Source organism: Kitasatospora cineracea (genome assembly GCF_003751605.1).
In the GTDB taxonomy this organism is placed as follows: domain Bacteria; phylum Actinomycetota; class Actinomycetes; order Streptomycetales; family Streptomycetaceae; genus Kitasatospora; species Kitasatospora cineracea.
The window spans coordinates 2147719-2165204 of sequence record NZ_RJVJ01000001.1 but is presented as its reverse complement, the minus strand read 5'-3'; the positions used below and the strand labels follow the sequence as shown (position 1 = coordinate 2165204).

Here is a 17486-nt window from a genome sequence, read left to right as displayed (position 1 = left end):
GTCCGGCCCGGCGTCCGGCCCGTCATGCAGAAATGACTCCAGGCCGCTCCCCGTGGTGGGGTGCGGCCTGGAGTCGAGGCAAAGTCAGCGGGTTTCGCGGTGCGCCGTGTGAGAGTTGCAACGCGGGCAGTGCTTCTTCATCTCAAGACGGTCCGGGTCGTTACGCCGGTTCTTCTTGGTGATGTAGTTCCGCTCCTTGCACTCCACGCAGGCCAGCGTGATCTTCGGGCGGACATCGGTGGCAGCCACGGGAGTGCCTTCCTTGGACAACGAATAAGAACACAGACAAGAGTAGCCGATCGGGAGTGATCCCCCGATCGACTACGCGGGGTAGCGGTGACCGGACTTGAACCGGTGACACAGCGATTATGAGCCGCTTGCTCTACCAACTGAGCTACACCGCTTTGATGATCGGAACCCCGCCGAGGCGAGGAACTCTTCACCAGAGCCCCCATGCGGAATCGAACCGCAGACCTTCTCCTTACCATGGAGACGCTCTACCGACTGAGCTATAGGGGCGAACGAGGAAGAGATTACACGGTTCCGGGCCAGAGGTGAAATCCGTATCCGCGCCGGATCTCCGCAGGTCGGCGGGCCCGTACTGACGGGCCGTCACCCGACACCCGTTCGACCCCCGCCGCAACCCGGGCCCGCCCGACACGTCCCGACACGTCCTGGCGGCCCGCATCCACCGGTCCCCGCCGAGCGCGGCCTAGGCTCGACCGTCAGTGATCCCCCGCGCGGCCGCCCACGGCCGCACGGGCGCGCCGCCGGCCGGCCGCCCGCACCGGGCCCCGGAGCCGCCGGGCGGTCAACGGGACTGGAGGAGCGGGCCGATGAGCGAACCCACCGAGGGCGCCCAGCCACCGCCCGCCAACCCGCTCGGGCACGGGCCGGTGCTGCTGCTCACCGGCGCCCGCCTGCTGGACGGCCGGGTGGTGGACGTCCGGATCAGCGGGGACCGGATCCAGGCCGTCGGCACCGTCGGCAGCCTCGGGCCGCTGCCCGCCCTGCCCGGGCAGCCCACCGTCACCACCGGCGCCCGGATCGACCTCTCCGGCTACCTGCTGCTGCCCGCCCCCGCCGAACCGCACGGGCACCACGACAGCGCGTTCGCCGCCGCCCTGCCCGAACCCGCCCCGGACGGCCCGGCCGAACTGGTCCGCCGGGCCACCGAGTCCGCGCTCACCTCGCTCGGCTACGGCGCCACCGCCCAGCGCACCCATGTCCGGATCGGCGACGCGCACGGGCTGCGCCGGCTGGAGGCCGTCCTCACCGCCCGCCAGGCGCTGCGCGGGCTGGCCGAACTGCAGGCGGTGGCGATGCCCCGGCTGCTCACTGGCCGCGCCGGGGCCGACGGCCGGGCCCTGCTGCGGGACGCCCTCAAACTCGGCGCGGACGCGGCGGGCGGCTGCCCCGACCTCGACCCGGACCCGGTCGGCTACGTGCAGGCCGTCCTGGACGCCGCGGCCGAGGCGGACTGCCCGGTCGACCTGCACACCAACGCCGCCGACCAGGCCCAACTCGCCCGGCTGGTCGCCGCGCTGGCCCCGCACCGGCCCCGGGTCACGCTCGGCCCGTGCAGCGCGCTGCCGCCCGGCGGCGCGGGCGTGCTGGCCGGCGCCGGCATCCGGGTCGCCTGCCTGCCGCAGAACGGCGGCTGCACCGGCCTCGAAGGCCCTCCGATCGGCCTGCGCCCGTCCCTGGTACGGGAGTTCGCCCACGCCCGGGTCGCCCTCACGGCCGGCGCCGGAGCCCTCCGCGACCCCTCCAACCCGGTCGGCCGGGCCGACCCGCTGGACGCCGCCCGCCTGCTCGCCGCGAGCGGCGCCCTCTCCCCCGAAGCCGCCTACGACGCCGTCTCCGCCCAGGCCCGCACCACCCTCGGCCTGCCCCCCGTCCGGGTCGACGCCGGCTTCCCCGCCGAACTCCTCGCCGTCCGTGGCGACACCCTGGACGGCGCCCTCTCCGGCGGCCACTCCCGCCTGGTCGTCCACTGCGGCCGCATCGTCTCCCGCACCAGCGCCGTCCGCGAATTCGCCGACACCGTCACCCTGGCCCTCCCCCGCCAGAACCACCCGGGCTGAGCCGCCCGGCCTGCGGCAACGCAAGAAGCCCCTGGGCTGCGTTTCCGCAGCCCAGGGGCTTCTTCACTATCCGGTGGCTGGTGCAGGGTTCGAACCTGCGTAGCTTGCGCGACAGATTTACAGTCTGCTCCCTTTGGCCGCTCGGGCAACCAGCCAGGGATGGTGTCTCGCGGGACGGTGCCCCGTTCGACGTCGTAAACGATACCTGATGTTGGGGGGTGGTCTGCCACTCGGTTACGTCACGTCGTGATCAAGGTCGGCGCGCGGCTGTTGCGGGCGGGGGCGCGGGGTGCTGGATAGGCTGGGGCGTCGCCCGCCGGTGGCGGGCGGCGCGACCGTGCAGCCTGTAGTGCAAGGAGACCAACACCCATGGCCGACTCCAGTTTCGACATCGTCTCGAAGGTCGAGTGGCAGGAGGTCGACAACGCGATCAACCAGACCTCCCGCGAGATCGCCACCCGCTTCGACTTCAAGAACGTGGGCGCCGAGATCAAGCGGTCCGGCGAGAAGATCGAGATGAAGGCCAACGGCGAGGAGCGGGTCCGGGCGATCCTGGACGTGCTGCAGACCAAGTTCGTGAAGCGCGGGCTGTCGCTGAAGGCGCTGGACGCGGCGGAGCCGCAGCTGTCCGGCAAGGAGTACAAGATCTTCGCCGACATCAAGGAAGGCATCACCACCGAGGATGCCAAGAAGGTCGCGAAGATCATCCGCGACGAGGGCCCGAAGGGCGTCAAGGCGCAGGTCCAGGGCGACGAGCTGCGGGTCAGCTCGAAGTCGCGCGACGACCTGCAGACCGTACAGACGCTGCTCAAGGGCAAGGACCTGGACTTCGCCGTCCAGTTCGTCAACTACCGCTGATCCGCAGGCGGCCCCGCCGGGGAGGGCGGTGGTGCGGGCGCGGCGCCGGGTTCCTGGGCGCCTCCCCCGCACCACCGCCCTCCCCGTTCCGCGCCGTGCCACCCTGGAGGGCGTGTCCTCGGAACCCGCCGCCCCTGACAGTTGGTACACCCCGGCCGAACTGGCCCCGCTCGACGGCGGCGAGCCCTTCCGGGGCGCCGACGCCGGGACGGTGCTGGACTTCTGGCGGTACGCGATGCCCGACCTCCGGAGCAACACCGTCCGGGGGATGCTCGCGGAGTTCCTGGTCCACCGGGCGGTCGGCGCCGCGGCGCGCAACCCGGAGTGGGAGAGCTTCGACGTCCTGACCCCGGAAGGGCTCAGGGTCGAGGTCAAGACCAGCGCCTACCTGCAGGTCTGGGGCCAGCGCCGACTGTCGGAGATCCGCTTCTCCCGGCTGCGCGGACGCACCTGGACCGCCGAGGACGGTAGCGCCGCGACTCGGTCCTACAACGCGGACGTCTACGTCTTCGCCCTCCACACCGCGGTCACCCACACCGACTACGACCCGCTCGACATCGGCCAGTGGAGCTTCCACGTCGCCCCCCGCGCCCTCGTGGAGGCGACCGGCCAGTCCAGCGTGGGCCTGGCCGCGGCGCGTCGGCTGTGCGGCGATCCCGTCGGCTACGAGCGGCTCGCGGACCGGATCGCGGCCTGCGCCCCGCAGGTGACCCCGACCGGCGGAGCCGCCGGGGCGTGACGGACCTCCCGGCTCGATCGACGCGACGGCGCCGACCCGCGGGCACCCCGGAGGGTGCTCACGGGTCGGCGCAGCGGCCCCGGAGCGGGTCGACTACCGCTGAACGGCGGGAAGGGCGCCGGGCAGGCCCTGCAGAACGGCGGTGAGCTGGTCGACCAGGTGCTGGATCGCGCCGGCGTCGGGGAGGGCGGGAGCGCCCGGGACACCAGGGGCGCCGGGGGCGGTGGGGGCGGTGGGGACCGCGCCGAGGAGGCCGGTGAGGGTGGTGAGCAGGCCGGTGACGGTGCCGAGCAGGTCGGCGGTGTCGGGGGCGGCGGTCGGCAGCGGGGGGAGGGCGACGGGGCCCGCGGTGGTGGCGGGGCGGGTGCGGAACGCGTCGGCGGGGTCGGCAGCGGACGCGGGGGCGGCGGTCGCCAGGGTGGCCGTGCTGAGGGTCAGGACTGCGGTCAGCGCGACGGCCGGCCAGTGGGCACGCATGGGTAAAGCCGTTCCTTTCGGGGGGAGTTCAGGCGTTTCGCCTGCATCCACACGTTGAGCCACCCGAAAGGGCCCGGCCACCGCTCGTACGCCGAATGGGGCGGGGCCGGGTCAGTCCTCGGCCGGCCGGCGGCGGTACGCGTCGAGGGCGGCGGCGACGGCCGGGGCGGCGGGGCCGGTGGCGCCGAGGGCGTGCAGGACGCGGTCGAGCGGGGTGCCGTCGGCGGGGGTGAGCGGGCCGAGGGTGATCCGGCCGTCGTACCAGAGCGCGGTGCGGCGTCCGCCGGGGTGGCCCTCGTCAGTCTCGGCGTAGGCGATCGGGGCGGCCTTGGACCAGCCGGCGATCCGCAGGGCGAATCCGGAGGGGAACCGTTTGAAGCCGAAGTCCGGCGTGTTGGAGGGGTGTTGGAGCGCGTCGTGGAGTTCGTCGGTCATCGGCACCAGTGCGAGACCGTGCGGCAGGGGCGCGGGACGGGCGAGCGGGACTTCGGCCGCCACCACCGCGATCAGTTCCGACGCGGCGATCAACGCGTTCAGTTCGTATGACACCGCCCCATTCTCCGTCAGAGAAGTCATCAGGTCAGGAAAACAATCGAACTGACTATCCATCCGATATGCCGGACATCGACCGCACCCGCTCCGACCTGCCGGAACACCCTTCCGGGAAGGCGGTTCCGAAAACTGTTCGCAGGCGCTCGACGGCGTGCGCGCGCCCACCGGTACGGCGCCGGTACGGCAGAGTGGGCGGGGTGACCCGTACTCCGCCGCAACAGCGCCCGGCCGCCGGTGCCAGGCCCACGCCCGAACAGCTCGCCGCCGCCCAGGACAGCACCATCGAGGACGTGGCCGCGCCCGGCCTGCGGGTGCTGTTCTGCGGGATCAACCCGGGCCTGTGGTCGGGCGCCACCGGGCAGCACTTCGCCCGGCCGGGCAACCGGTTCTGGCCCGCCCTGCACCGCTCCGGCTTCACGCCCCGGCAGCTGCGGCCGGACGAGCAGCGGGAACTGCTCGGGTTCGGGCTCGGGATCACCAACGTGGTGGCCCGGACCACCGCGAAGGCGTCCGAGCTGACCGCCGAGGAGTACCGGGAGGGCGGCCTGGCGCTGGAGGCCCGGGTGCGGCGGCTGCGGCCGCGCGCGCTGGCGGTGCTCGGGATCGGGGCGTACCGGGCGGCGTTCGGCCGGCCGCGGGCGGCGGTCGGGCCGCAGCCGGAGCCGATCGGCGGCACCGAGGTCTGGCTGCTGCCGAACCCGAGCGGCCTGAACGCGCACTACACGCCGGACGCGCTCGCGGCCGAGTTCCGGACCCTGCGCGAGCACCTGGAGCGGTTGGAGCGGTAGCCCCGCGAACGCCCGGGCGCCGGGGTCACTCCGCCAGCAGCCGGGCCTCGAACCGGGCCCGCTCGCGCACCACGTACGCGGCGTCGGCGAGGTACTGCAGGTGGTGCCCGTCGGCCAGGTGCGAGGCGAACGCGGCGCTGCCGGCGGCGGCTTCGGCCCGCATGTGGGCGACCAGGGCGTGCAGTCGGGCCTCGATCGCGTCCACCAGGCCCGCCCGGTCGGCCCGGCCGAGCCCGTACGCGTCGCAGAACTCCCGCACCCGGCCGGCCTGTTCGTCGGGGGTGCCGAAGCCGTCGGCGTTGTCGGGCGCAGTGGTGGGCGCCCAGCGGTAGACGGCGTGGGCGACGTCCCAGATCCGGGGGCCGGGGTGGGCGGTGTCGAAGTCGATGACGCCGACCACCCGTTCGCCGTCCAGCACGCAGTTGTGCGGGGCGTAGTCGCCGTGGCAGATCACCTCGACGGGCTCCAAGGCGGGCAGCATCCAGCCCTCGGCCGTGCAGCCGGCCGTGGCGTCGTGGTACCGGCGCAGCAGTCGGGCGGCGTCGAGCAGCGCGGTGCGGGAGGCGGAGGCCGGGGTGGCCGGGTAGTTCGGGACGTCGCCGGGCAGGAAGTCCAGGACCTCCCGCCCGTCCTCGGCCAGGCCGTGGAACCGCGGGGCGGCCGTGAACCCGGCCGCCCGCAGGTGCGCCAGCAGCCGGTGCACGGCCGGCGACCACGGCCCGGTCGGCCGCAGCACCCGGTCGCCGCGCCGCTCCACCTGGTTGACCCCGCCGGCCATGAGCTCGCCGTCCGCCACCCGACACCCCTTCGACGACCTGCCGCGACCGGACGGTTCTACCCCGGACGCCGCCGGGGCGCGAACGGTTTTCCGGTCGGCGGGTGCCGGGGCCCGGTCGTCAGCGGGTGCCGAAGCCCCGGTCGGTGGAGACCACGTCGCGGCCGAGCGGGGTGAGCGAGATCGGGACCATCTTGAGGTTGGCCCAGCCGAACGGGATCCCGATGATCGACAGGAACAGCGGGATGCTGGTGACGATGTGCCCGAGGGCCAGCCACCAGCCGGCCAGCACCAGCCAGATCACGTTGCCCACGCAGGAGGGCGCGCCCGCGTCGTCCCGGACCACGGTGGTGCGCCCGAACGGCCAGAGCATGAAACCCGCCAGGCGGAAGGCCGCGACGCCGAACGGGATCGTGACGATCAGCAGGAAGCAGACGATCCCGGCGACCGCGTAGCCGATCGCCATCCACAGGCCGCAGAACAGCAGCCAGATCACGTTGAGCAGGAAGTTGACCAGCTTCATGCCTCCAGGCTCGCACACCGGGGCCGGGACGGGCGGGCGGCGGCGCGGCTCCGTGGCGGCGGCCTGGCGGGACGGGGGGCGACGCCTCCTCAGATCCGGCCGTTCACCGGGTGTTCAGCCGGTGCGCGGTGGTCGGGGGGCCGGAGTTCGCCGGGGGCTGCGAGCGTCCCGGCGGTCCTCGACTGTCTACAACGGAGGCGACAGTGGCTCACCCCCCGGCCCACCCCTCGCGCAGAACGGTGCTCCGCACCACCACCACGGCGGGCCTGCTGGCCGCCGTCCCCGGCTCGGCGGTGCTCTGGTCGCAGCCGGCCGTGGCCGGGGTGCCCGGCCCGGAGCAGGTGCACCTGCAGTGGGGCGAGGAGCCGTCCACCCGGATGACCGTCTCCTGGGCGACGGCCGGCTCGGTGCGCCGGCCCAGGCTGCGCCTGGGCACGGCCGACGGCGGCTTCGGCCGCACCGAGCAGGCCCGCAGCCGCTCGTACGTGGACGGGCTGAACAAGGTGGAGACGTACACCCACCACGTCCGGCTGGACGGGCTGCGCCCGGACACCGTGTACGTCTACGAGGTGTCGCACGACGGCGCCGCCCCGGTCCGCGGCACCTTCCGGACCGCGCCGCGGCCCGGGCGGGCGAAGTTCCGGTTCACCAGCTTCGGCGACCTGGGCGCGGGCGACCCGAAGTGGTCGAAGTCCTCGGTGCACGCGGCGGCGGCGGTCCGCCAGGTCGAGCGCTTCGACCCGCTGTTCCACCTGCTCAACGGGGACCTCGCGTACGCCAACAACAACCCGCAGCTCCAGCCGCAGTGCTGGGACGCGTTCATGAACAACCTCCAGCAGTCTGCGGCCAACCGCCCGTGGATGCCCGCGCCCGGCAACCACGAGGTGGAGGCGGGCGGCGGCGAGCTCGGCTACGCCTCGTACCACGCCCGGTTCGACCTGCCGGACAACCGGACCCGCGACTACTGCGGCAACTGGTACTCCTTCCAGGTCGGTTCGGTGCTGTTCCTGAGCCTGGACGGCAACGACCTCGCGGTCGAGGACGACGCCTCGATCGACCCGGCCACCGGGCAGTCGGTGTACGTGCACGGCTACAGCCAGGGCGCCCAGCTGCGCTGGCTGGAGCGCACCCTGGCGAAGGCCCGCGGCGGCAGCGAGGTGGACTGGGTGGTGGTCTCGATGCACCAGTTCGCCATGTCCTCCTCGGCGGGCAGCCACGGCGGCGACATGGGCCTGCGCGAGGACCTGCTGCCGCTCCTGGACCGCTACTCGGTGGACCTGGTGCTGGCCGGCCACGACCACGACTACGAGCGCACCCACCCGGTCCGCGGCACCGACCCGGGCACCCTGCTGCGCCCGGCCGTGGTGGACGACGAGCTGCGGCAGATCGACAGCTCCAGGGGTACCGTGCACCTGATCCTGGGCGGCGGCGGCACCGCCTCGCACGACGACGTCTTCCTGACCGACCCGGCCGGCGGCGTCCCCGACGCGTACGTCCGCACCCAGCGGCTGACCTTCAAGGCCGACCCGGACGCCAGGGAGAAGGCCACCTGGTCGGCGGTGCGCGACCCCGACACCGCGTACCCGTACGGCATGGCGGTGTTCGACGTGGACCCGGGCCTGGCGCCGGGCGGGCGGACCAGCATCACCGTCGGCTACTACCACTCGGTGCCGGCCACCGCCGCGAACCCCGACCCGGTGCCGGTGCTGTTCGACCGGTTCACCCTGGTCCGCGACCGCAGCGACGGCCGCCCGCACCGCGGCGGCCGGGACGCGCGGGGCGACCGGCCGTAGCCGGGAGCGGGAACGACGGGAGGCCCGCCACCGGGGCGGGCCTCCCGTCGTTGCGCCGGACGGGTGTCAGGCGAGCAGCTTGTCCTTGGCCCGCTGGTACTCCTCCTCGCTCAGCGCGCCACTGTTCCTGAGTTCGGACAGCTTCGCCAGGTCCTCCACGTGGCCGCCGCCCGCGGGGGCCGGGCCGCCCCCCGTGCCGGCCGCCTTGCGGACGTACTCCTGGAAGGCGGCGTCGGCCTGCTGGGCCTGGGCGACGTCCCGTTCGTGCATGGACCCGCCGCGGACGATCAGGTAGACCAGCACGCCCAGGAAGGGCAGCAGGATCACCAGGATCGTCCAGCCTGCCTTGGCGCCGCCGCCCATGTCGTGGCTGCGGAAGATGTCGGTGATGATCTTGAAGAGCAGGAAGAACCAGAGGATCCAGAGGAACAGCTCCAGCATCGTCCAGAAGATGTCGAGCAGCGGATAGTTGTCCATGACGCTCCGATCCCGCGTGCAGTCGGACGGCACGTCCCCGCACCGAGGGCGGCGCAGGGACGAAACGATTCGTACCACCGTGGAACGGACACCGCATTCCGGGCGGTGCGGGCGTCAGCGCGGGTCGTTCTGCAGCTGGTCGAACTCGGCGATGTCCGGGTGGTGCAGGTCGAAGGCCGGGGACTCGGAGCGGATCCGCGGCAGGGTGGTGAAGTTGTGCCGCGGCGGCGGGCAGGAGGTCGCCCACTCCAGCGAGCGGCCGTAGCCCCACGGGTCGTCCTCGGCCACCCTGGGCGCGTACTTGGCGGTCCGCCAGACGTTGTAGAGGAACGGCAGGGTGGACAGGCCGAGCAGGAAGGACCCGATGCTGGAGACGGTGTTCAGCGTGGTGAAGCCGTCGCTCGCCAGGTAGTCGGCGTACCGGCGCGGCATGCCCTCGGCGCCCAGCCAGTGCTGCACCAGGAAGGTGGTGTGGAAGCCGACGAACAGCGTCCAGAAGTGGATCTTCCCGAGCCGCTCGTCCAGCATCCGCCCGGTCATCTTCGGCCACCAGAAGTAGAAGCCGGCGAACATGGCGAAGACCACCGTCCCGAACACCACGTAGTGGAAGTGCGCGACGACGAAGTACGAGTCGGAGACGTGGAAGTCGATTGGCGGCGAGGCGAGCAGGACGCCGGTCAGGCCGCCGAACAGGAAGGTCACCAGGAAGCCGACCGACCAGAGCATCGGGGTCTCGAAGGAGAGCGAGCCGCGCCACATGGTGCCGACCCAGTTGAAGAACTTCACGCCCGTCGGCACCGCGATCAGGAAGGTCATGAACGAGAAGAAGGGCAGTAGGACCTGCCCCGTGACGAACATGTGGTGCGCCCAGACGGTGACCGACAGGCCCGCGATGGCGATGGTGGCGCCGATCAGGCCGGTGTAGCCGAACACCGGCTTGCGGGAGAAGACCGGGAAGATCTCGGTCACGATGCCGAAGAACGGCAGCGCGATGATGTACACCTCGGGGTGGCCGAAGAACCAGAACAGGTGCTGCCACAGGATCGGGCCCCCGTTGGCCGGGTCGAAGACGTGCGCGCCGAACTTGCGGTCCGCCTCCAGGCAGAGCAGTGCCCCGGCCAGCACCGGGAAGGCCATCAGCACCAGGATCGAGGTCAGCACCACGTTCCAGACGAAGATCGGCATCCGGAACAGCGTCATGCCGGGCGCCCGCAGGCAGACCACGGTGGTGATGAAGTTGACCGAGCCGAGGATCGTCCCGAAGCCGGAGAAGGCCAGCCCCATGATCCACATGTCGGCGCCGACGCCCGGCGAGTGCACCGCGCTGTTCAGCGGCGCGTAGGCGAACCAGCCGAAGTCGGCCGCGCCGTTCGGGGTCAGGAAGCCGCCGACCGCGATCAGCGAGCCGAACAGGTACATCCAGTACGCGAAGGCGTTCAGCCGGGGGAAGGCCACGTCCGGGGCGCCGATCTGGAGCGGCATGAACCAGTTGGTGAAGCCCGCGAACAGCGGGGTGGCGAACATCAGCAGCATGATCGTGCCGTGCATGGTGAACGCCTGGTTGAACTGCTCGTTCGACAGGATCTGCGTCCCCGGCCGGGCCAGCTCGGCCCGCATCACCAGCGCCAGCACCCCGCCGAACAGGAAGAAGGCGAACGAGGTGACCAGGTAGAGGGTGCCGATCTGCTTGTGGTCGGTGGTGGTCAGCCACGTCACCAGCGCCCGGCCGCGGCGTGGGCGGGAGGCCCGGCCGAAGCGGCGGCGCGGGGGCGGCGGCGGGGCGGGCGGGCCGGTCGGACCGCCCAGTTCGGCATCGCTCGGCAGCATGGTCACCGCACCGCACCTCCGGCCTCGGACTGGTCAGTGCGTTCAGCCCTACCAGGGGGACGGGAGCGGTCGGCGGACGCTCGCCGGGCGGTCGCCCGAAGGAGTCAGTGCCCGGCCATCCGCTCCAGCCGGGCGATCCGCTCGCGCATCGGCGGGTGGGTGGAGAACAGCTTCGCGCCGCGCTCGCCGGGCCGGAACGGGTTGGCGATCATCATGTGGCTGGCGGTCTGCAGCTTCGGCTCGGGCGGCAGCGGCAGCCGCTGGGTGCCCGCGTCGAGCTTGCGCAGCGCGCTGGCCAGGGCGAGCGGGTCGCCGGTGATCCGGGCCCCGTCGGCGTCCGCCTGGTACTCGCGGGAGCGGCTGACGGCCAGCTGGATCAGCCCGGCGGCGACCGGCCCCAGGATCATGATGGCCAGCATGCCGACCAGGCCCGGGCCGTCGTCGTCGTCCGAGCGGCCGACCGGGATCAGCCAGGCGAAGTTGACCAGGAACATCACCACCGAGGCGAGCGCCCCGGCCACCGAGGAGATCAGGATGTCCCGGTTGTAGACGTGGCTCAGCTCGTGGCCGAGGACGCCGCGCAGCTCGCGCTCGTCCAGCAGCTGCAGGATGCCGTCGGTGCAGCAGACCGCCGCGTTGCGCGGGTTGCGGCCGGTGGCGAAGGCGTTCGGCGCGGGCGTGGGCGAGATGTACAGCCGGGGCATCGGCTGGCGGGCCGCGGTGGAGAGCTCGCGGACGATCCGGTACAGCTGCGGGGCCTCGATCTCGCTGACCGGGCGGGCCCGCATCGCGCGCAGCGCCAGCTTGTCGCTGTTCCAGTACGCGTAGGCGTTGGTGCCGACCGCGACCAGCAGGGCCACCAGCAGGCCGGTGCGGCCGAAGAAGCCGCCGATCACCAGGATCAGTGCGGACAGACCGCCCAGCAGGACGGCCGTCCGCAATCCGTTGTGGTGGCTGTGCACTGCGGGCCCTCCTGTGGCGCCGGTGGAAGCCGTGGAGCCGCTTCCCTCTGCCGGGACCAACGCGCCGAACTGGCCGGTTCGTTCCCCTCGGCATTCGACCACAGGTCAGAACAGGCTGCCCGACACCACCTGGAGCACCAGCTGGGGGGCCACCGAGAGCACCACCGCGCCGCAGGCCGCCAGGCCCAGGGCGGCGGTCAGGGAGGCCGGGACGCGGCGCGGACCGGCCGCCTCCGGGGCGGGCGCGGACCCGGACGCGGGCTCGGTCCCGGGCTCGGCGGGCGCGAACAGCAGGGCGGTCCACTTCAGGTAGTAGGCGAGCGCGACCACCACGTTCACCGCCATCACCACGGCCAGCCAGCCCAGGCCCGCGTCGACCGCCGCGCGGAACACCACGACCTTGCCGAACAGGCCGACCACGCCCGGCGGCAGGCCGGCCAGGCAGAGCAGGAAGAACGCCAGCGCGAGCGCCGCCCACCGGTTGCGCCCGGCCAGGCCGCGGAAGCCGTCCAGCCGGCCGGAGCCGCCGACCAGCGCGACCGCGCCGAACGCGCCCAGGTTCACCAGGCCGTAGACCAGCGCGTACGCCACGGTCGCGCCCAGCGGCTCGGCCGAACCCGCGTACCCGGCGGCGGCCAGCGGCACCAGCAGGTAGCCGGCCTGGCCGACCGAGGACCAGGCCAGCAGCCGGACCGCCCCGTGCGGGGTGTCGGTGCGCTGGCGCAGCGCGGCCGCGTTGCCGACCGTCATGGTGAGCGCGGCGAGCACCGCCAGCACCAGGCCCCAGGTGTGGCCGTACGGGCGGAAGGCGAGGGTGGTGACCAGCGCGAGGCCGGACAGGCCGGCCGCCTTGCCGACCACCGAGAGGTAGCCGGCCACCGGGAGCGGTGCGCCGACGTAGGTGTCGGGGACCCAGAAGTGGAACGGGACGGCGGCGGTCTTGAACGCGAAGCCGACCAGGGTGAGCACCGCGCCCGCCTCGGCGAGCGGCTTCAACTGGCCGGGGGCGTGGGCCAGTCCGTCGGCGATGCCCTGGAGCTGGATCGTTCCGGCGGCGGCGTAGACGAAGCTGACGCCGAGCAGCATCACGGCGGTCGCGGTGACCGAGGAGAGGAAGAACTTGAGCGCGCTCTCCGCGCCCCGGCCGTCCCGGCGCAGCGCGACCAGGGCGAACGCGGGCAGGGTGGCCACCTCCAGGGCGATCACCAGGGTGGCGAGGTCGCGGGCGGCGGGCAGCAGGGCGGCGCCGCAGGCGGAGGAGAGCAGCAGGAACCAGTACTCGCCGCCGGGCAGCTTCTCCTCGTCCACGGTGTGCAGGGAGAGCAGCACGGTCAGCAGCGCGCCGCCCAGCGCCAGCAGTTGGAAGGCGAGCGCGAAGTGGTCGGCGGTGTAGGAGCAGCCGCCGCTCTTGAAGCAGAAGGTGGAGCGGGTGTCGCCGACCGCCAGCGGGACCAGCACGGCCAGCGCGGCCAGCAGGCCGGCCGCGCTCAGCCACCCCAGCAGGCGCTTGCGGGCCGGCGGCAGGAACAGGTCGGTGACCAGCACGGCGAGGGCGGCGAGCGCGGCGATCAGCGGCGGGGCGACGGCCACCCAGTCGACGGACTGGATCAGGCCGCCCGGGTCGGCGACGGCGAGCGGAGTCATGAGGGGCTGCCCCAGGTCGTGAGCGGTGGCCATCAGCCGCCTCCGAGGAGGTGCTTGACGGCCGGGTCGGAGAGGCCGAGGAGCAGGGCCGGCCACAGGCCCGCGAGCAGGGTGAGCGCGGCGAGCGGCGTCCAGCTGGCGGCCTCGTAGCCCTTGAGGTCGGGCAGGTCGGCGACCGGGGCGGGCTGCTCCGGGTCGCCCATGCAGACCCGCTTGACCACGACCAGCAGGTAGCCGGCGGTCAGCAGGGTGCCGAGGCCGGCCAGCACCATGTAGGTGACGAACGCGGGCCGGGAGAGCCCGGCGGCCGGGTCGAACGCGCCGTACATGGCGAGCAGTTCGCCCCAGAACCCGGCCAGGCCCGGCAGGCCGAGGCTGGCCACGGCGGCGAACGCGAGCAGCGCGCCGATCCGCGGGGCGCGGCCGTACAGGGCGGCGCCGGTGGCTCCGGCGAGGGTGTCGAGGTCGGCGGTGCCGTAGCGGTCCTTGACGGCGCCGACCACGAAGAACAGCAGGCCGGTGATCAGGCCGTGCGCGATGTTGGCGAACAGCGCGCCGTTCAGGCCGGTCGGGGTGAGCGAGGCGATGCCGAGCAGCACGAAGCCCATGTGGCCGACCGAGGAGTACGCGATCAGGCGCTTCAGGTCGCCCTTCGCCCCCGGCCGGGCCAGGGCCAGGCAGGCGAGCGAGCCGTAGACGATGCCGACGGCGGCGAACGCGCCCAGGTAGGGGGCGAAGGTCGCGGTGCCGTCGGGGACGACCGGCAGCAGGACCCGGACCAGGCCGTAGGTGCCCATCTTGAGCATCACGCCGGCCAGCAGCACCGAGCCCGCGGTGGGGGCGGCGGTGTGCGCGTCGGGCAGCCAGGAGTGCAGCGGCCAGGCGGGGGCCTTCACGGCGAGGCCGACCAGGACGGCCAGGGCCGCGACCAGCTGGGTGGTGTGGGAGAGCCCGGCGCCGTGCGCGGCGGCGAGCTTCACCATGTCGAAGGTGCCGGCCTTGACGCCGATCAGCAGGAAGCCGAGCAGCATCACGGCGGAGCCGAGCAGGGTGTACAGGATGAACCGGTTGGCGGCGGCGGTCCTCTTCCCGCTGCCCCAGCGGCTGATCAGGAAGTACATCGGGATCAGCACGATCTCGAAGGCCAGGAAGAACAGCACCAGGTCGAGCACCGCGAAGGTGGCCAGCATGCCGGTCTCCAGCAGGAGCAGCAGGCCGGTGAAGGCCCGGCCGCCGGGGCCCGCGGGGAGCTTCTTCACCGAGTACAGCGCGCACAGGAAGGTGAGCAGCGCGGTGAGCACCAGCAGCGGCAGCGAGATGCCGTCGGTGCCCAGGTGCAGCCGGACGTCCAGGGCGGGGATCCAGGACACGTCGGTGACGGCCTGCATCCGGCCCGGGTCGCCGTGGTCGAAGCCCGCGGCGAGGGCGACCGCCAGCAGCAGGGTGCCGCCGGTGACGGTGGTGCCGAGGCGCAGCGCCTGCTTGTCGCCGATCGGGGCGAGCGTCAGGGCGGCGCCGAGCAGCGGCAGGGCCAGGAGGGCGATGAGGACCGCGTTCATCGGGGGCTCCAAGGTCGTGCCGGGACGGGGAGGTGAGGACGGGTCATGAGCCGACCGCCACCAGGACGGCGAGCAGCACGGCCCCGGCCAGCAGCGCGTTCAGGTAGCCCTGGGCGTTGCCGGTCTGGGCGAAGCGGACGGCGCGGCCGAGCAGGCCGGGGGCGGCGCCCGCCCCGCGCACGTACGTCTCCACCACGGCGCGGTCCAGGAAGCGGACCAGCCGGGCGGCGGCCCGGGTGGGCCGGACGAACAGCGCGCTGTACAGGCGGTCGACGCCGAAGCCGTGCTGGGCGGGCCCGTACAGCGGGCCGAGCAGCAGGCGGCCGGGGTCGGCGGCGATCGGGGCGGCGGCGGGGGCGGTGAGCGTCTCGGCGGCGGGCGGGCCGGCCTGCGGGGGCACCCGGACGGGCTGGGCGGCGGCCCGGGCGTTGACGGTGCGCCAGGCCGCCCAGCCGATCAGCAGGCCGGCCAGCGCGGTGCCGGTGCCGAGCACCATGGTCTCGAAGCCGGGGCGCAGCGGTTCGCCGTCGAGCAGCGCGGGCAGCCAGTCGGAGCGCAGCCCGAGCAGGCCGAAGCCCATGGTGGGCACGGCCAGCACCCACAGCGGCCAGCGCATCGCGGCGGGTTCGGCGTGCGCCGGGTCGGCCTCGTCGATCTCCGGGGAGTAGGGGGCGCCGGCGGGGGCGGCCACCGGTGTCACCGGCTTGGCGTGGAAGGCGACCAGCCAGAGCCGGGCGGCGTAGGCGGCGGTGAGCAGCGCGGTGAGCAGTCCGGCGACCAGCACCGTCCAGCCCGCGGCGGCGGGGACGGCCGAGGCGGGGCCGAGGTGGCCGGTGAGGGCCTCGCCGTGGGCGGCGTGCTCGGCGGCGGTGAGCACCGACTCCTTGGAGAAGAAGCCGGCGAACGGCGGCAGGCCGACCAGGGCGACCAGGGCGATGCCCATCGTCCAGTAGGCGTCGGGGACGCGGTGGCGCAGGCCGTCGATCCGGGACATGGCGCTGATCGAGTTGGTGTGCGCGGCGTGGATGACCACGCCGGCGGTGAGGAACAGCAGGGCCTTGAACGCGCCGTGGCCGACCAGGTGGAACACCGCGGCCTGCCGGTCGCCGGAGGCCAGCGCCCCGGCCATGTAGCCGAGTTGGCCGACCGTGGAGTAGGCGAGGACGCGCTTGAGGTCGTCCTGGGCGAGCGCGCACAGCGCGGAGCCGACCATGGTGACGGCGGCCATCACGGCCAGCACCAGCAGCGCGGCGGAGGACAGCAGGAAGACCGGCAGCAGCCGGGCGACCAGGTAGATGCCCGCGGCGACCATGGTGGCGGCGTGGATCAGCGCGGAGACCGGCGTGGGGCCGGCCATCGCGTCCGGCAGCCAGGTGTGCAGCGGGAACTGGGCGCTCTTGCCCGCGACGCCCGCGAGCAGCAGCAGCGCGATCAGGGTCGGGTGGTCGAGGCCGCCGCTGGTGGCGGTGCGCAGCACCTCGGTGATCCGGAAGGTCCCGGCGTCGGCGCCGAGCAGGAACAGGCCGAACAGGAACGGCACGTCGCCGAGCTTGGTGACCAGGAACGCCTTGAGCGAGGCGCTGCGGGCGTCGGCGGTCTCCCAGTGGTGGCCGATCAGGAAGTACGAGCAGATGCCCATCACCTCCCAGCCGACCAGCAGCACGATCAGGTCGCCGGAGTAGACGACCAGGAACATCGCGGCGGTGAACAGCGAGACCAGGGCCGCGTACGAGGGGTAGCGCGGGTCGTCCTTGAGGTACGCGGTCGAGTAGACCTGCACGCAGGTGGCGACCAGGCCGACCAGCACCGAGATCAGCGAGGAGAAGCCGTCCAGGTGCAGGGCCAGCGAGATCTCGGGGCCGCCGGTGGGGGCGAGCCGGGTGGCGGCGTCCAGGGTGGCGCCGGTGCCCAGTTGCAGGGCGGTGACCAGGGCGAGCACGGCGGAGACCGCGACCGGCAGCACCGCCAGCGGGCGGGCCAGGCCGGGGTACCGGCGGCCGGTGGCGAGGCCGGCGGCGGCGCCGAGCGCGGGCAGCACGGGGACGAGGATCGGCAGCGCGAGGTTCATGCGGCGGCCTGCTCCTTCTCGGTACCGGCAGGCCGGTCGTCCGCCTCGTGGCGGTCGCCGAGCGCGGTGACCTCGTCGACGGCGGCGGTGCGGCGGGTGCGGTAGACCAGCAGCACGACGGCCAGGCCGAGGCCGATCTCGGCGGCGGCGATGGTGATGGTGAACAGGGTGAGCGCCTGGCCGGCGTGCAGGGTGTCGCGCAGCCAGACGTCGAAGGCGACCAGGTTGAGGTTGACGGCGTTGAGCATCAGCTCGACCGACATCAGCACCAGGATGACGTTGCGCCGGGCGAGCACGCCGTACACGCCGACGCTGAACAGCAGCACGGCGAGGACGGCGGGGTAGGCGAGGTGCACG

17 protein-coding genes and 3 tRNA genes are annotated in these 17486 nt (G+C 73.3%); 5 read left to right on the top strand and 15 right to left on the bottom strand.

What is annotated here, in order from left to right:
- Window positions 1-84 precede the first annotated feature (84 nt).
- The 3 genes from rpmG to EDD39_RS09985 form a co-directional block, all read right to left on the bottom strand.
- Window positions 85-249: a 50S ribosomal protein L33 gene (gene rpmG / locus EDD39_RS09995; protein WP_006604855.1), complete on the bottom strand. Its 165-nt coding sequence runs from the start codon at window positions 247-249 to the stop codon at window positions 85-87.
- Between the two features lie 82 nt (window positions 250-331).
- A tRNA-Met gene (locus EDD39_RS09990) sits at window positions 332-404 on the bottom strand.
- 42 nt (window positions 405-446) lie between these two features.
- Window positions 447-519, bottom strand: a tRNA-Thr gene (locus tag EDD39_RS09985).
- A gap of 317 nt (window positions 520-836) precedes the next feature.
- Between EDD39_RS09985 and EDD39_RS09980 the strand changes: the two genes are divergently transcribed.
- Entirely contained in the window at window positions 837-2087 is a 1251-nt protein-coding gene (locus EDD39_RS09980) for an amidohydrolase family protein (protein WP_123554935.1), read from the top strand.
- 74 nt (window positions 2088-2161) lie between these two features.
- On the opposite strand, the gene EDD39_RS09975 is transcribed toward EDD39_RS09980, so the two are convergent.
- Window positions 2162-2242, bottom strand: a tRNA-Tyr gene (locus EDD39_RS09975).
- A gap of 214 nt (window positions 2243-2456) precedes the next feature.
- Between EDD39_RS09975 and EDD39_RS09970 the strand changes: the two genes are divergently transcribed.
- On the top strand, window positions 2457-2945 hold the full coding sequence (locus tag EDD39_RS09970; RefSeq protein WP_123554933.1) for a YajQ family cyclic di-GMP-binding protein: 489 nt from the start codon (window positions 2457-2459) through the stop codon (window positions 2943-2945).
- A 112-nt stretch (window positions 2946-3057) separates the two neighbouring features.
- Window positions 3058-3684 (top strand): hypothetical protein, encoded by a 627-nt coding sequence (locus EDD39_RS09965; RefSeq protein ID WP_123554931.1) that lies wholly within the window; start codon window positions 3058-3060, stop codon window positions 3682-3684.
- A gap of 93 nt (window positions 3685-3777) precedes the next feature.
- Here EDD39_RS09965 and EDD39_RS09960 read toward each other — a convergent pair whose 3' ends face one another.
- Together EDD39_RS09960 and EDD39_RS09955 are read right to left on the bottom strand one after the other, a co-directional pair.
- Complete coding sequence (locus EDD39_RS09960) at window positions 3778-4161, bottom strand: hypothetical protein (RefSeq protein WP_123554929.1); 384 nt, start codon at window positions 4159-4161, stop codon at window positions 3778-3780.
- Between the two features lie 111 nt (window positions 4162-4272).
- Complete coding sequence (locus tag EDD39_RS09955; RefSeq protein ID WP_123554927.1) at window positions 4273-4710, bottom strand: hypothetical protein; 438 nt, start codon at window positions 4708-4710, stop codon at window positions 4273-4275.
- A gap of 200 nt (window positions 4711-4910) precedes the next feature.
- On the opposite strand from EDD39_RS09955, the gene mug reads away from it, so the two are divergent.
- Window positions 4911-5501, top strand: coding sequence for a G/U mismatch-specific DNA glycosylase (gene mug, locus EDD39_RS09950; protein WP_123560299.1), 591 nt, complete (start codon window positions 4911-4913; stop codon window positions 5499-5501).
- A gap of 25 nt (window positions 5502-5526) precedes the next feature.
- On the opposite strand, the gene EDD39_RS09945 is transcribed toward mug, so the two are convergent.
- Complete coding sequence (locus EDD39_RS09945) at window positions 5527-6297, bottom strand: phosphotransferase (RefSeq protein WP_244256665.1); 771 nt, start codon at window positions 6295-6297, stop codon at window positions 5527-5529.
- A 100-nt stretch (window positions 6298-6397) separates the two neighbouring features.
- The gene (locus tag EDD39_RS09940) at window positions 6398-6799 is read right to left on the bottom strand and encodes a YccF domain-containing protein (protein ID WP_030462142.1); all 402 of its coding nucleotides are present in this window, start codon (window positions 6797-6799) and stop codon (window positions 6398-6400) included.
- A 203-nt stretch (window positions 6800-7002) separates the two neighbouring features.
- Here EDD39_RS09940 and EDD39_RS09935 point away from each other — a divergent pair, with 203 nt between their 5' ends.
- Entirely contained in the window at window positions 7003-8592 is a 1590-nt protein-coding gene (locus EDD39_RS09935) for a purple acid phosphatase family protein (RefSeq protein ID WP_148089421.1), read from the top strand.
- Window positions 8593-8658: 66 nt separating this feature from the next.
- Here EDD39_RS09935 and EDD39_RS09930 read toward each other — a convergent pair whose 3' ends face one another.
- The 7 genes from EDD39_RS09930 to nuoK all read right to left on the bottom strand — a co-directional run bounded on the left by EDD39_RS09930 (window position 8659) and on the right by nuoK (window position 17485).
- On the bottom strand, window positions 8659-9069 hold the full coding sequence (locus tag EDD39_RS09930; RefSeq protein ID WP_123554923.1) for an SHOCT domain-containing protein: 411 nt from the start codon (window positions 9067-9069) through the stop codon (window positions 8659-8661).
- 114 nt (window positions 9070-9183) lie between these two features.
- Window positions 9184-10896 (bottom strand): aa3-type cytochrome oxidase subunit I, encoded by a 1713-nt coding sequence (ctaD, locus tag EDD39_RS09925; protein ID WP_123560296.1) that lies wholly within the window; start codon window positions 10894-10896, stop codon window positions 9184-9186.
- Between the two features lie 104 nt (window positions 10897-11000).
- The gene (gene htpX, locus EDD39_RS09920; protein ID WP_123554921.1) at window positions 11001-11858 is read right to left on the bottom strand and encodes a zinc metalloprotease HtpX; all 858 of its coding nucleotides are present in this window, start codon (window positions 11856-11858) and stop codon (window positions 11001-11003) included.
- A gap of 105 nt (window positions 11859-11963) precedes the next feature.
- The gene (locus tag EDD39_RS09915) at window positions 11964-13502 is read right to left on the bottom strand and encodes an NADH-quinone oxidoreductase subunit N (RefSeq protein ID WP_123560294.1); all 1539 of its coding nucleotides are present in this window, start codon (window positions 13500-13502) and stop codon (window positions 11964-11966) included.
- A 32-nt stretch (window positions 13503-13534) separates the two neighbouring features.
- On the bottom strand, window positions 13535-15061 hold the full coding sequence (locus tag EDD39_RS09910) for a complex I subunit 4 family protein (protein WP_123554919.1): 1527 nt from the start codon (window positions 15059-15061) through the stop codon (window positions 13535-13537).
- Between the two features lie 43 nt (window positions 15062-15104).
- Window positions 15105-17129 (bottom strand): NADH-quinone oxidoreductase subunit 5 family protein, encoded by a 2025-nt coding sequence (locus EDD39_RS09905; RefSeq protein WP_123554917.1) that lies wholly within the window; start codon window positions 17127-17129, stop codon window positions 15105-15107.
- Window positions 17126-17485: an NADH-quinone oxidoreductase subunit NuoK gene (gene nuoK, locus EDD39_RS09900; RefSeq protein ID WP_123554915.1), complete on the bottom strand. Its 360-nt coding sequence runs from the start codon at window positions 17483-17485 to the stop codon at window positions 17126-17128. Before nuoK ends, EDD39_RS09905 begins: the two co-directional genes overlap by 4 nt.
- Window position 17486: the final 1 nt, after the last annotated feature.